Annotated in this window: 8 protein-coding genes; 7 read left to right on the top strand and 1 reads right to left on the bottom strand. The window is 74.1% G+C overall.

The window, feature by feature from the left end:
- Window positions 1-201 precede the first annotated feature (201 nt).
- The 4 genes from ABZ457_RS15190 to ABZ457_RS15175 all read left to right on the top strand — a co-directional run bounded on the left by ABZ457_RS15190 (window position 202) and on the right by ABZ457_RS15175 (window position 8,483).
- The gene (locus tag ABZ457_RS15190; protein WP_359157924.1) at window positions 202-1,059 is read left to right on the top strand and encodes an ABC transporter ATP-binding protein; all 858 of its coding nucleotides are present in this window, start codon (window positions 202-204) and stop codon (window positions 1,057-1,059) included.
- On the top strand, window positions 1,056-3,641 hold the full coding sequence (locus ABZ457_RS15185) for an FtsX-like permease family protein (protein WP_359157922.1): 2,586 nt from the start codon (window positions 1,056-1,058) through the stop codon (window positions 3,639-3,641). Before ABZ457_RS15190 ends, ABZ457_RS15185 begins: the two co-directional genes overlap by 4 nt.
- Before the next feature lie 449 nt (window positions 3,642-4,090).
- Window positions 4,091-7,621 carry a transcription-repair coupling factor gene (gene mfd / locus ABZ457_RS15180; RefSeq protein WP_359157919.1) on the top strand — a complete coding sequence of 1,177 codons (3,531 nt, stop codon included), beginning with the start codon at window positions 4,091-4,093 and terminating at the stop codon, window positions 7,619-7,621.
- A gap of 91 nt (window positions 7,622-7,712) precedes the next feature.
- Window positions 7,713-8,483, top strand: a complete 771-nt coding sequence (locus ABZ457_RS15175; protein WP_359157916.1) for an HNH endonuclease family protein — start codon at window positions 7,713-7,715, stop codon at window positions 8,481-8,483.
- Between the two features lie 76 nt (window positions 8,484-8,559).
- Here the strand turns inward: ABZ457_RS15175 and ABZ457_RS15170 are convergent, their stop codons facing one another.
- Complete coding sequence (locus tag ABZ457_RS15170; protein ID WP_359157914.1) at window positions 8,560-9,429, bottom strand: DUF4352 domain-containing protein; 870 nt, start codon at window positions 9,427-9,429, stop codon at window positions 8,560-8,562.
- 222 nt (window positions 9,430-9,651) lie between these two features.
- Between ABZ457_RS15170 and ABZ457_RS15165 the strand changes: the two genes are divergently transcribed.
- The 3 genes from ABZ457_RS15165 to ABZ457_RS15155 all read left to right on the top strand — a co-directional run bounded on the left by ABZ457_RS15165 (window position 9,652) and on the right by ABZ457_RS15155 (window position 14,190).
- Complete coding sequence (locus tag ABZ457_RS15165) at window positions 9,652-11,718, top strand: N-6 DNA methylase (protein ID WP_359157912.1); 2,067 nt, start codon at window positions 9,652-9,654, stop codon at window positions 11,716-11,718.
- Window positions 11,719-11,917: 199 nt separating this feature from the next.
- Window positions 11,918-12,685, top strand: a complete 768-nt coding sequence (locus ABZ457_RS15160; RefSeq protein WP_359157910.1) for a hypothetical protein — start codon at window positions 11,918-11,920, stop codon at window positions 12,683-12,685.
- The gene (locus ABZ457_RS15155) at window positions 12,682-14,190 is read left to right on the top strand and encodes a serine/threonine-protein kinase (protein WP_359157908.1); all 1,509 of its coding nucleotides are present in this window, start codon (window positions 12,682-12,684) and stop codon (window positions 14,188-14,190) included. Before ABZ457_RS15160 ends, ABZ457_RS15155 begins: the two co-directional genes overlap by 4 nt.
- The last annotated feature ends 42 nt before the right edge of the window (window positions 14,191-14,232 follow it).

Here is a 14,232-nt window from a genome sequence, read left to right as displayed (position 1 = left end):
TTTATGCCAGGGCGAAGGGCCGGGGCGCGGCGCCGGTCACGTGGAGGTGGGGAAAACCCCCGCACCGGGACTGCGCCGCGCACCAGCGATTTCCTCCGCCCCCGCAGGAAGACTTCGACATACGACGCAACGCGCGAAACGCCCGCGGCGGCACCTGTCCGTCCGCGTCGTCCACCGCATCCCAGAGCTAGGAGACCCACCGTGACCACGGCTGTGACCACCCCCTCGGACGGGGACATTTCAGGGCGGACGGCCGTCGCCGCGCGGGGACGGCAGGTCGTCAAGGCGTACGGGGCGGGGGAGACGCGGGTCGTCGCGCTCGACCACGTCGACGTCGACATCCGGCGCGGGCAGTTCACCGCGATCATGGGCCCGTCGGGTTCCGGCAAGTCGACGCTGATGCACTGCCTCGCCGGCCTCGACACCGTGACCTCCGGCCAGATCTTCGTCGACGACACCGAGATCACCGGCCTGAAGGACAAGAAGCTCACCCAGCTCCGCCGGGACCGGATCGGCTTCATCTTCCAGGCGTTCAACCTGCTGCCGACGCTGAACGCGCTGGAGAACATCACCCTCCCCATGGACATCGCCGGCCGGAAGCCCGACGTCGCCTGGCTGAACCGTGTCGTGGAGACGGTGGGCCTCGCGGACCGGCTGAAGCACCGGCCGGCGCAGCTCTCCGGCGGGCAGCAGCAGCGGGTCGCGGTCGCCCGCGCGCTGGCCGCCCGGCCCGAGATCATCTTCGGGGACGAGCCCACCGGCAACCTGGACTCCCGCGCCGGGGCCGAGGTCCTGGGCTTCCTGCGCCGCTCGGTCGACGAGCTGGGCCAGACCATCGTCATGGTCACCCACGACCCGGTCGCCGCCGCCTACGCGGACCGGGTCCTCTACCTCGCGGACGGCCGGATCGTGGACGAGATGGAGCGGCCCACCGCCGAGGCCGTCCTCGACCGCATGCGGCGCTTCTCCGGACCGGGCGCCGGCGGCCCGCAGCAGCCCGCCACCGGTCCCGGTGCCGCCGGGGGCTCCGCCACGGGTGCCGAGGGGCGCACGTCATGAGCGTCCTGAAGACCTCCCTGCGCAACTTCCTCGCCCACAAGGGCCGGATGGCGCTCTCCGCGGTGGCCGTGCTGCTGTCCGTCGCGTTCGTGTCGGGGACCCTGGTGTTCACCGACACGATGAACACCACCTTCGACAAGCTCTTCGCCGTCTCCTCGGCCGATGTCACCGTCGGCCCCGAGGAGTCCGGCGACGAGAACGACAACGGCATGCCGGCGACCGGCCGTCCTCAGACGCTGCCCGCCTCCCTCGTGGAGACGGTCCGCGCCGTGCCGGGCGTCGAGTCCGCCCAGGGCGCGGTCACCAGCCTGAGCGTGACCGTCGTGAACTCCGAGAACAAGAACATGGGGTCCACCACCGGCGCGCCCACCATCGCGGCCAACTGGACGGACCACGAGCTCAAGTCGATGAAGATCGCCTCCGGTCACGCCCCGCGCGGCCCCACCGAGGTGATGGTCGACGCGGACACGGCCGACAAGCACGGTCTGAAGCTGGGCGACGAGCTGCGCACCATCGCCGTCACCGGCGACTTCACCGCGAAGATCTCCGGCGTCGCCGCCTTCACGGTCACCAACCCCGGTGCCGCGGTCGTCTACTTCGACACCGCCACCGCCCAGCGTGAACTCCTCGGCGAGGAGGGGCTGTTCACCCAGGTCTACGTCACCGCCGCGCCCGGCGTCGCCGACGAGCGGCTGAAGAGCGACGTGGCCGCCGCGCTGGACGGCCCCTACACGCTCCAGACGGCGAAGGAGGCGGCCGACTCGGGCCGCGAGGAGATCGGTTCCTTCCTCGACGTGATGAAGTACGCGATGCTCGGCTTCGCCGGGATCGCGCTGCTCGTCGGCGTCTTCCTCATCGTCAACACCTTCTCCATGCTGGTCGCCCAGCGCACCCGTGAGATCGGCCTGATGCGGGCCATCGGCTCCAGCCGCAAGCAGGTCAACCGCTCGGTGCTGATCGAGGCGGTGCTCCTCGGGGTCGTCGGCTCGATCGCCGGTGTCGCCGCCGGGGTGGGGCTGGCCGTGGGGCTGATGGAGCTGATGTCCGCGGTCGGCATGAACCTGTCCACGGACGACCTCACGGTGAAGTGGACGACTCCGGTGGTCGGGCTGGTGCTCGGCGTCGTCGTCACCGTCGTCGCCGCCTATCTGCCCGCGCGGCGGGCCGGCAAGGTCTCCCCGATGGCCGCCCTGCGGGACGCGGGGACCCCGGCGGACGGGCGCGCGGGGAAGATCCGCGGCGCGATCGGCGGGGTGCTGACCCTGGTGGGCGCGGCGGCCCTGTACACGGCGACGCAGGCGGAGAAGGCGTCCGAGGGCTCGGCCTTCCTCGGCCTCGGCGTGCTGTTCACACTGATCGGCTTCGTGGTCGTCGGACCGGTGCTCGCGGGTGTCGTGGTCCGGGTCATCGGCGCCGTGGTCCTGCGGGTCTTCGGGCCGGTCGGGCGGATGGCGGAGCGCAACGCGCTGCGCAACCCGCGCCGTACGGGCGCCACCGGCGCGGCGCTGATGATCGGACTGGCGCTGGTCGCCTGTCTGTCGGTGGTCGGCTCCTCGATGGTCGCCTCCGCGACGGAGGAGCTGGACAAGTCGGTCGGCGCGGACTTCATCGTCCAGTCCGCCGCGAACGACGGCGCGCCGATCGTGCCGAAGGCGCAGCAGGCGCTGGAGGGCACGCCGGGCATCGCGCACGTCACCGAGTACCGCGTCCTCCCGGTGAAGCTCACCGCCCCGGGCGGCACGGCGGAGAAGGAGCACCTGGTCGCCGCGGACCCGACCTACGCGCAGGACCTGCGGCGCGAGACCACGGCGGGCGCGCTGCCCGCCGCGTACGGGAAGAACGCGATGTCGGTCGGCTCCGACTACGCGGAGAAGCACGGGGTGAAGGTCGGCGACACCATGAAGGTGGAGTTCGGGGGCGGGAAGACCGCGGAGCTGAGGGTCGCCGCGATCACCTCGGACGACACCAATGTCGACAAGGGCTCGATGTACACCAACATCACCACGGCCCAGGAGTACGTCCCGGCGGACCGGATGCCCGCGAACATGATCATGTTCGCCAAGGCGGAGGAGGGCCAGGAGAAGGAGGCGTACGCCTCGCTCAAGGAGTCGCTGGCCGCGTACCCGCAGTACACGGTGCAGAACCAGACCGACTTCAAGCAGGATCTGAAGGACCAGATCGGCCAGCTGCTGAACATCGTCTACGGCCTGCTGGCGCTCGCGATCGTGGTCGCCGTCCTCGGTGTCGTGAACACCCTGGCGCTGTCGGTGGTGGAGCGGACGCGGGAGATCGGCCTGATGCGCGCGATCGGCCTCTCGCGCCGCCAGCTGCGCCGCATGATCCGCCTGGAGTCCGTGGTCATCGCCCTCTTCGGCGCGCTGCTCGGCCTCGGACTGGGCATGGGCTGGGGCACGGCGGCGCAGAAGCTGCTGGCGCTGGAGGGCCTGGGGGTCCTGGAGATCCCGTGGCCGACGATCACCGCGGTGTTCATCGGCTCGGCGTTCGTGGGCCTCTTCGCCGCGCTGGTACCGGCGTTCCGCGCGGGCCGCATGAACGTCCTGAACGCGATCGCCACGGAGTAGCCCCCGGGGCCCGCACCCCGGGCCCCGCCCCGACCCGGGCACGGGGGTCCCGGGCCGGGCCGAACCCCGGCCGGGGGTCCGCACGGACCCCCGCGCCGGGGCGCGCGTGCGCGTGGGGCCCGCCCTTCGGGCCGGACCGGCCGGGCCCGGGCCCACTCCGCCCCGTCGCCCCCGGCCCCGCCTCGGCCGGGGTGCGCCCGTGCGCGAAGCTGCGCTCACCCGGGCCGGGGGCGCGTGCCCCCGCCGGGGCGTGCGTCGCGCCCGGCCCCGCCGGGCGCGAGCCCGGGCGGCGGCCCCGACCCCACCCCCGCGCATCCGCGCGGACACCCGCGGACCCGCGCGGGTGTCGGAGGGACGTCGTAGGGTGGGGACCCCCGGCCCGTGAGACGTGTCGGGTCCTTCGCGTTGCACACCCCCCTCGCTCACCTCGCTTTCTGGACGGGAAACCCATGAGCCTGCACGGTCTCCTCGACGCCGTCGTCCGTGATCCGGCACTCGCCGGTGCGGTCAAGGCGGCCGCGGACGGTCACCGCACGGATGTCGATCTGGTGGGGCCGCCCGCCGCGCGGCCCTTCGCCGTGGCCGCGCTCGCCCGGGAGACCGGTCGCACGGTGCTCGCCGTCACCGCCACCGGCCGGGAGGCCGAGGACCTGGCCGCCGCGCTGCGCTCGCTCCTCCCCGGGGACGGGGTCGTCGAGTACCCGTCCTGGGAGACCCTGCCACACGAGCGGCTCTCGCCCCGCTCCGACACCGTCGGCCGCCGCCTCGCCGTGCTGCGCCGCCTCGCCCACCCGTCCGCCGACGACCCGGCCGCCGGGCCGGTGAGCGTCGTCGTCGCCCCCATCCGCTCCGTGCTCCAGCCGCAGGTCAAGGGCCTGGGCGACCTGGAGCCCGTCGCCCTGCGCACCGGACAGCAGGCGGACCTGGCGCAGATCGTGGACGGCCTCGCGGCCGCCGCGTACTCCCGGGTCGAACTGGTCGAGAAGCGCGGCGAGTTCGCCGTGCGCGGCGGCATCCTCGATGTGTTCCCGCCCACCGAGGAGCACCCCCTGCGGGTGGAGTTCTGGGGCGACGACGTCGAGGAGATCCGTTACTTCAAGGTGGCCGACCAGCGGTCCCTGGAGGTCGCCGAGCACGGGCTGTGGGCGCCGCCCTGCCGGGAGCTGCTGCTCACCGACGAGGTGCGCCGCCGGGCCGCCGCGCTCGCCGAGGCCCACCCCGAGCTGGGCGAACTCCTCGGGAAGATCGCCGAGGGGATCGCCGTCGAGGGCATGGAGTCCCTCGCGCCCGTCCTCGTCGACGAGATGGAGCTGCTGCTCGACGTGCTCCCCGAGGGCGCCATGGCCCTGGTCTGCGACCCGGAGCGGGTGCGCACCCGGGCCGCCGACCTGGTGGCGACCAGTCAGGAGTTCCTCCAGGCGTCCTGGGCGGCGACGGCCGGCGGGGGCGAGGCCCCGATCGACGTCGGCGCGGCCTCCCTGCGGGGCATCGCGGACGTCCGCGACCGGGCCCGCGAACTCGGCGTGATGTGGTGGTCGGTGTCCCCGTTCGCGGTGGACGAGGAGCTGGCCGAGGACACCGTCACCCTCGGCATGCACGCCCCCGAGACCTACCGCGGCGACACCGCCCGGGCGCTGGCCGACACCAAGGGCTGGCTCGCGGACGGCTGGCGCACGGTCTACGTCACCGAGGCGCACGGCCCCGCCTCCCGCACCGTCGAGGTGCTCGGCGGGGAGGGCATCGCCGCCCGGCTGACCGCCGACCTGACCGCGATCGAGCCCTCCGTTGTGCATGTCGCCTGCGGCTCCATCGACCACGGCTTCGTGGACCCGGCGCTGAAGCTGGCCGTGCTCACCGAGACCGACCTGTCCGGGCAGAAGGCGGCCGGCAAGGACGGGCAGCGGATGCCCACCCGCCGCCGCAAGACGATCGACCCGCTGACCCTGGAGGCCGGCGACTACATCGTCCACGAGCAGCACGGCGTCGGCCGCTACATCGAGATGGTGCAGCGCACCGTGCAGGGCGCCACCCGCGAGTACCTGCTCGTCGAGTACGCGCCCGCCAAGCGCGGCCAGCCCGGCGACCGGCTCTACATCCCCACCGACCAGCTGGAGCAGGTCACCAAGTACGTGGGCGGCGAGGCCCCCACCCTGCACCGGCTCGGCGGCGCGGACTGGACGAAGACCAAGGCGCGCGCCAAGAAGGCGGTCAAGGAGATCGCCGCCGACCTGATCAAGCTGTACTCGGCGCGGATGGCCGCCCCCGGCCACGCCTTCGGCCCGGACACCCCCTGGCAGCGGGAGCTGGAGGACGCCTTCCCGTACGCGGAGACCCCCGACCAGCTCTCCACCATCGCCGAGGTCAAGGAGGACATGGAGAAGACGGTCCCGATGGACCGCCTGATCTGCGGCGACGTGGGCTACGGCAAGACCGAGATCGCGGTGCGGGCCGCGTTCAAGGCCGTCCAGGACGGCAAGCAGGTCGCCGTCCTCGTCCCCACGACCCTGCTGGTGCAGCAGCACTACGGCACCTTCACCGAGCGGTACTCCCAGTTCCCCGTGGTCACCCGGGCGCTCTCCCGCTTCCAGTCGGACGCGGAGGCCAAGGCGACCCTGGAGGGGCTGCGGGACGGCTCGGTCGACATCGTCATCGGCACCCACCGCCTGTTCTCCTCGGAGACCAAGTTCAAGGACCTGGGCCTGGTCGTGGTCGACGAGGAGCAGCGCTTCGGTGTGGAGCACAAGGAGCAGCTGAAGAAGCTCCGGGCGAACGTGGATGTGCTGACCATGTCCGCCACGCCCATCCCGCGCACCCTGGAGATGGCGGTCACCGGCATCCGCGAGATGTCCACCATCACCACCCCGCCGGAGGAGCGGCACCCGGTGCTGACCTTCGTCGGCCCGTACGAGGAGAAGCAGATCGGCGCCGCGATCCGGCGTGAACTGCTGCGCGAGGGCCAGGTCTTCTACATCCACAACCGGGTCGAGTCCATCGACCGGGCGGCGGCCCGGCTGCGGGACATCGTGCCGGAGGCGCGGATCGCGACCGCGCACGGCCAGATGTCCGAACAGGCCCTGGAGCAGGTCGTGGTGGACTTCTGGGAGAAGAAGTTCGATGTGCTGGTCTCCACCACGATCGTGGAGTCCGGTATCGACATCTCCAACGCCAACACCCTGATCGTGGAGCGCGGTGACAACTTCGGCCTCTCCCAGCTCCACCAGCTGCGCGGCCGGGTCGGCCGGGGCCGGGAGCGGGGGTACGCGTACTTCCTGTACCCGCCGGAGAAGCCGCTCACCGAGACCGCGCACGAACGTCTCGCCACCATCGCGCAGCACACCGAGATGGGCGCGGGCATGTATGTCGCCATGAAGGACCTGGAGATCCGGGGCGCGGGCAATCTGCTGGGCGGCGAGCAGTCCGGGCACATCGCGGGCGTCGGCTTCGACCTCTATGTGCGGATGGTCGGGGAGGCGGTGGCGGACTACCGGGCCTCGCTGGAGGGCGGGGTGGAGGAGGAGCCGCCGCTGGAGGTCAAGATCGAGCTGCCCGTGGACGCGCATGTCCCGCACGACTACGCGCCGGGCGAGCGGCTGCGCCTCCAGGCGTACCGGGCCATCGCCTCGGCGAACTCGGAGGAGGACATCCGGGCCGTCCGCGAGGAGCTGACGGACCGCTACGGAAAGCTGCCGGAGCCGGTGGAGAACCTGCTCCTGGTGGCCGGGCTGCGGATGCTGGCGCGGGCCTGCGGGGTGGGCGAGATCGTGCTCCAGGGGTCCAACATCCGCTTCGCGCCGGTGGAGTTGCGGGAATCGCAGGAGCTGCGGCTGAAGCGGCTGCACCCGCGTACGGTGATCAAGCCGGCGGTGCACCAGATCCTGGTGCCGCGGCCGACCACCGGGAAGATCGGCGGCAAGCCGGTCGTCGGCCGGGAACTGCTGGCGTGGACGGGCGAGTTCCTGACCACCATCCTCGGCTCCTGACCGCCGTCCTCGGCTTCCTGGCCCGATGACCGGCTGACCTGCTGCCCCGCCGGCCGGTGACCGCCGTGCGCGGGCCGCGTACGGTATGGGCGTGACGGGACGCGGAAGAGTCAGGGGCGGGGCGGCGGCGCTCCTCGCGGCGGTGGTGCTGCTCACCGGCTGCGAGGAGCTGGGCCGGGGCGACGGCGCGGCGGGGCCGGCGGACGACGGCGGGGGAGCGGCGTCGGCGTCCGGCACCAGCCCCTTCGCCAACCCGGAGGGCACCGAGCCGGGCCTCGGCGCCCTCGCCGGGGAGAAGGACCGGGCCCGGGCCCGGGAGCTGATCGGCCGCGTCGCCACCAAGGGACGCGGCCCGAAGACCGGTTACGACCGGGACGAGTTCGGCTACGCGTGGATGGACACGGCGGACGGGGTGGCCTTCGCCCGCAACGGCTGCGACACCCGCAACGACCTGCTGGCCCGCGACGGCGCCGACCTCGCCCACCGCTCCGGATCGGACTGTGTGGTCGTGGCGATGACCCTGTACGACCCGTACACCGGCAAGGACATCGCCTGGAAGAAGGCGAAGGCGGCCGAGGTGCAGATAGACCATGTGGTGCCGCTGTCGTACGGCTGGCAGATGGGCGCGGCCCGCTGGGACGACGCCAAGCGCCGCCGGCTCGCGAACGACCCGCTCAATCTGCTCCCGGTCGACGGCCGGACCAACTCCGCGAAGAGCGACTCCGGTCCGGCCTCCTGGCTGCCGCCGAACAAGGCGATCCGCTGCTCCTACGCGGTGCGCTTCGCGCAGGTGGCCCTGAAGTACGAACTGCCGGTCACCGGGCCGGACAAGGAGACGATGCTGCGGCAGTGCGGCGGCTGAGCCGCCGGAACCCCGCCCGCGCACAGCGGTGCGGGCCGCCCTCGTGGACGGCCCGCACCTTCCCCCCTCGGGCAGTTCAGAGCTTCAGCTCCCACTGCGAGGCGTCGTAGTCGATACCCGGGGTGACCTCGACGGTCATCGTCTTGGCACCGGACGGGACGTCGAAGGCGTAGGTCACGGTCGCCTTCTTGCCGGGCAGGATCGTGCCGCTGAAGCCCTGGCCGACCTTCTCGTCGAAGATCTGCTCGGCGGTGGTGCCGTCCGCGCCCGCGCGGGCCTCGGCGATCACCAGGGAGGCGTCGAACTTCTCCTTGCCCGCGTTGTCGATCTCGACGGTGACCTGGTAGCTCTTGTTGCCCTTGGTGTGGCCGATCGCGAACTCGCTCGGCGTGTAGGTGCGCGGGGCGGAGACCGTCACCGTGAGGTCGTCGTCGTAGACCACGCCGTCCCCGGCCTCAAGGGCCTCGTCCACCGCGCCCTTGTCGTCGCCCGCCGTGTCCGCGGGGGCGTCGGCGCCCTTGTCCGCGTCCCCGGCCGCCTTGTCCTTCGGGGCCGGCTTCTTGGGGGCGGACTCCTCGATCGACTTGTTGACCTCGTCCACCGCGTCCTTCACCGCCGTCACGGTCACCACACCCATCACCGCGCTCACGATCAGCGCCAGACCGCCCAGCACGGTGCCGGCGATCGTGACGCCCTTGTTGGTGGCCTGGCCGCGCTTGGTGCGGCCGAGGCCGACGAGGCCGAGGATCAGGGCGAGCAGGCCCAGGATCCCGCCGAGCCAGAACAGGAACGGGACGATGCCCAGGATCAGGCCGATGATGCCGAGGACGAGGGCGGCGGTGCCGAGGCCGTTGCGCGGCGGCTGCTGCGGTGTGAACGGCGCGGGGCCCGCGCCGGGGCCGAAGCCCGGTTCGCCGGGCCCGTACTGCTGCGTGCTCTGAGACATGGCTGTATCCCCCCGGGGACATGTAGGGATCACGTAAACGAGATCCGCTTTCGATGGGTCAATAAGAGCAGAGCCTGTGAACCGAGTCAACACAAGAATCTTTGGCGGGGTGATGTCATGCTGTGAAGGGTGGCGTCCCGCCGGGCCGCTAGGATCGCCATCACAGCAGCGTGACGACCGCGACCACGTGACTACCTGTCGGCCCGTCGAGGGGGAACTCGGATGCCGGAGAACGCAGCAGAGGTGACCGCCGCCGGGATCGCCCGCCTGGCGGGGGTCGGCCGTGCCGCCGTGAGCAACTGGCGCCGCAGACACGCCGACTTCCCCAGACCCGTGGGCGGCACCGAGACCAGCCCCTCCTTCGCCCTGGCCGAGGTCGAACGCTGGCTGCGCGAGCAGGGCAAGCTCGCCGAGGTGCCCTTGCGCGAGCGGGTGTGGCAGCAGCTCACCGCCCACCCCGCCGGCGCCGTCACCGCGCTGACGCAGGCCGGCTGCGCCCTCCTCGCCGTCCACGACCGCCCGGCCCGCTGGGCCGCGGCCGCCGCCGTCCCCGACGAGCGGCTGGCCGCCGCGCTGCCGCCCGTCCTCGCCGAGACCCTGGCCGCCCGGTTCGGCGAACCGGGGCCCGTACCGGCCCCCGGCGCGGACGAACTTGCCCCCTCCACCGCCCTGTTGCGGGGCGTCACCGAACTCGCGGCCCAGACCGGCGCCCGGGGGGCCTTCGAGTTCCTCCTCGGCCGCCATCTCGACGCCAACCCCCGGCAGTACACCCTCACCCCGCCCGAACCCGCCGAGCTGATGGCCGCCCTGGCCGGCGCGGGCGGCACCGTGCTCGACCCCGCCGCCGGCACCGGCGCCCTGCTGCGCGCCGCCGAGCGCCCCGACGCCGTCTACGCCCAGGACGCCGACCCCGACCTCACCGCCCTCGCCGCCCTCCGCCTCGCCCTGCACGGTGACGCCCCCGTGCACGCCGCCGCCGGGGACGCCCTGCGCGCCGACGCCCACCCGAACCTCACGGCGGACGCGGTCCTGTGCCACCCGCCGTTCAACGAACGCCACTGGGGCCACGAGGAACTGGCCTACGACCCCCGCTGGGAGTACGGCCTCCCCGCCCGCACCGAGTCCGAACTCGCCTGGGTCCAGCACGCCCTGGCCCGGCTCCGCCCCGGCGGCACCGCCGTCCTGCTGATGCCTCCCGCCGCCGCCTCCCGGCGCTCCGGCCGCCGCGTCCGCGCCGGGCTGCTGCGCCGCGGCGCCCTGCGCGCCGTCGTCGCCCTCCCCGCGGGCGCCGCCCCGCCCTACGGCATCCCCCTCCACCTCTGGGTGCTGCGCCGCCCCGCCCCGGGGGACCGGCCCGCGCCCGAACTCCTCGTCGTCGACACCGCGGCAGGCGCCGACGGCACCCCCGGCGCGACCCCCGGCGGCCGGGACCGCATCGACTGGACGGCCCTGCGCACCACCGTTCTCGACGCGTGGCGCGCCGTCGAGGGGCACGGCACCGTCGAGGAGACCCCCGGAGTCAGCCGGTCCGTGCCCGTCATCGAACTCCTCGACGACGACGTGGACCTGGCCCCCGCCCGCCATCTGCCGCCCCCGGCGGCGGCCGGCGGCACCGCCGAACTCGTCCGGGTGCGCGACCGCCTGACCCGCACCCTGGGCCGGGCCGCCGAACTGACCCCGCCGCCCGCGCGCCCCGCCCCGCCCGAGGGCCCGCTGCCCTGGCCGTCCACCACCGTCGGCGAACTCGCCCGCGCCGGGGCCCTCGTGCTGCGGGCCGGCGGCCCGGGGACGGCCCCGCCCGGCGACGCCGTCCCCGTCCTCACCGAGCAGGACGTCCTGGCCGGCCGCGAACCCTCCGGCACCCTGCCCGAGGGGGACGGGGAGGAGGAGGCCGTCCTGGTGGCGGCCGGTGACGTGATCGTGCCCGTGCTCGGCGCCGGAACCGTCGTCCGGGTCGCGGACGAGACCCTCGCGGGCGCCGCCCTCGGCCGCAACCTCCAGCTCCTGCGCCCCGACCCGGCCGCCCTGGACCCCTGGTTCCTCGCCGGGTTCCTGCGCGGCAGCACCAACCAGCGCCAGGCGAGCAGCTACGCCTCCACCGCCACCCGGCTCGACGTCCGCCGCCTCCAGCTGCCCCGGCTGCCCCTCGCCGACCAGCGGCGCTACGGCGAACGCTTCCGCGCGCTGGGCGAGTTCGAGGACGCGCTGCGCCTCGCGGGACGCCTCGGCGAGCAACTCGTCCAGGGCCTCTGCGACGGGCTGACGGACGGCCGCGTCCTCCCCGGGTGACCCGGTCCCGGGGGCCCGCGTGAGCGGACCGCCGCCCTCCGGGAGCCGCCCCCGAGGGCCGGTCCGGCGTCCGTTCCGTACAACCCGCAGCCGCCCGACGGTGTCGGTGTATACGCTTCACCCCGCCGACCGGTGTTCCCCGGCCCGGCGCACCGGTTCACCGCCACCCCAGGCACCACAGGCACCCCAGGAGCAGGACATGCACGGCCCCGGCTTCGCGCCGCCGCAGCCCCGGCGCCCCTCGACCGCGCTGCTCGTCGTCGTGCGCGTCGTCCTCGTGGCGCTGGCGCTGGTCAGCTTCGGGTTCCTGGCGTGGGGGGCGCTGCTGCGGCTGGCCGCCGTGCGCCGCCGCCCCCTGGACTGGGTGCTGTTCACGCTCTCCCTGGTCCTCGCGGTGGTCGCGGTGGCGATGATCGGCGCGTTCGGGGCCCCGGCCGACGCGAACCCCAACGCCGTGGACTTCGTCTTCATCTTCCTGATGCTCGGTCTCGCGGTCGGCGGCTCGGTGCACTACCTGATCGCCGAGATCCGCCACTACCAGGCGCCGCCCGCGGTGGCCGGCTGGGCGGGGCCCGCGCCGACCGGTTCGCCGTACGGGCCGACGATCCCGACCCCGGGCCCGTTCACCGCCCGCACCCCCGGCTACGGCTACCCGGCGCCCCCGCGGCAGACACCGCCCCCGCAGCGGCACACGCCCCCGCCGCAGCACACCCCGCCCCCGGGCACCACCCCGCACCCCGGCTCCGGCATACCCGGCCCCGCCCACATCCCGGCCGGCCCCGGCACCCCGCAGCCCGGCACCCCCGGGACCGGCCCCGGCCCCGAGCGCCCCAAGGCCCGGATCGACCAGGTGCGCGCCGAACTCGACGAGCTGAGCGACCTCCTGCGCGGCGGCGACCAGCCGGGCGGCGGCGGCCGGGACGGCGGGCCGGGTGACCGGAACGGCGACCGGGACGGCGGCCGGTGAGCGGGCGCGTCGTCGCCGGCCGCTACGAACTCTCCGCACTGATCGGCCAGGGCGGCATGGGCCAGGTCTGGGCCGCCTACGACCAGCGCCTCGACCGGCGGGTGGCCGTCAAGCTGCTGCGCCCCGACCACATGGCCGCCGCCACCGCCGCCGACGAGATGCGCCGCCGCTTCGTACGCGAGTGCCGGGTCACCGCCCAGGTCAGCCACCCCGGCCTGGTCACCGTGCACGACGCGGGCAGCGACGACGACGACCTGTACCTGGTGATGCAGTACGTCGACGGCGCCGACCTGGCCGACCACCTCGCCGAACACGACCCCTACCCGTGGGAGTGGGCCGTCTCGGTCGCCGCCCAGCTGTGCGCGGTCCTCGGCGCCGTCCACGCGGTGCCGATCGTCCACCGGGACCTCAAGCCCCGCAATGTGATGGTGAAGCCCGACGGCACGGTCACCGTCCTCGACCTCGGCGTCGCCTCCGTCATCGACACCGACACCACCCGCCTCACCCACACCGGCTCCCCCATCGGCAGCCCCGCCTATATGGCCCCCGAGCAGGCGATGGGCGGCGCGGTCGGCCCCTACACCGACCTCTACGCCCTCGGCGTGGTCCTCCACGAACTCCTCAGCGGGAACGTGCCGTTCGCCGGCTCCACCGTCCTCGGCGTCCTCCACCGCCACCTCTACGAGCCCCCGGTGCCCGTGCGCCAGGCCCGCCCCGAGGTGCCCGAGGCGCTGGAGGCCCTGGTGCTGCGGCTGCTCGCCAAGGACCCGCAGCACCGCCCGTCCGGCGCGCAGGAGGTGTACGAGGCGCTGGCCCCGCTGCTGCCCGCGCGCGGCGCGCCCGCCGGGCCGCTCGACCCCACCCGCCCCTTCCTGCGCCCCCACGCCCCCTGGCCGGACCGGGCGGGCGCCCCGCCGCCCCCGGCCGTGCCCCCGGTGCCGGCCACCGCGCCCCGGCCCGATGTCGCCGCCGCCGTCGACGAGGTCAAGCGCCTGCTCGGGGAGGGCGGCATCACCCAGGCCGTGGACATCCTCGGACGCATCCTCCCGGCCGCCGCCGAGGAGCACGGCGAGCGCTCGCCCGTGGTCCGCATCCTGCGCAAGCAGTACGCGGCGACCCTGATGGACGACGGCCAGTACCGCCGCGCCCTGCCCGAGCTGCGCCGCCTCGCCGACGACCGCACCGCCGAGGCGGGCCCGGCCGACCCCCAGACCCTCCAGTACCGGCACGACGCCGCCCAGTGCCTGGAGCAGCTCGGCGAACCGGCCGCCGCCCTCGCCGAGTTCCGGGCCGTGCTGCCGCACTACGAGCGGACCGACCGGGACCGGGCCTTCCAGGTCCGCCACCGCATCGGGCACCTGCTCCTCGCGGTCGGCGACCACACCGGCGCCTGGCACCAGTTCCAGTCCCTGCTCTACGACGCGGAACGGGCGTACGGGCCCTACCACCAGCTCCCGGTGGAGCTGCGGCGCGCGCTGGAGCGGCAGCAGCGGTTCCGCCCCTGACACGGCCCCCGGCGCGGACCGCCGGACCCGGTGCGCGCCGGG

It is taken from the genome of Streptomyces sp. NPDC005805, assembly GCF_040630445.1.
Lineage (GTDB): Bacteria > Actinomycetota > Actinomycetes > Streptomycetales > Streptomycetaceae > Streptomyces.
Note: the sequence above shows the minus strand (reverse complement) of the source record. Positions and strands in the feature narration are given on the sequence as shown.

Excerpts from the sequence above, each read along its gene's own strand:
- ABZ457_RS15185 (WP_359157922.1), top strand. The coding sequence starts at position 1,056 with ATGAGCGTCCTGAAGACCTCCCTGCGCAACTTCCTCGCCCACAAGGGC.
- mfd (WP_359157919.1), top strand. The coding sequence starts at position 4,091 with ATGAGCCTGCACGGTCTCCTCGACGCCGTCGTCCGTGATCCGGCACTC.
- ABZ457_RS15170 (WP_359157914.1), bottom strand. The coding sequence starts at position 9,429 with ATGTCTCAGAGCACGCAGCAGTACGGGCCCGGCGAACCGGGCTTCGGC.
- ABZ457_RS15165 (WP_359157912.1), top strand. The coding sequence starts at position 9,652 with ATGCCGGAGAACGCAGCAGAGGTGACCGCCGCCGGGATCGCCCGCCTG.
- ABZ457_RS15160 (WP_359157910.1), top strand. The coding sequence starts at position 11,918 with ATGCACGGCCCCGGCTTCGCGCCGCCGCAGCCCCGGCGCCCCTCGACC.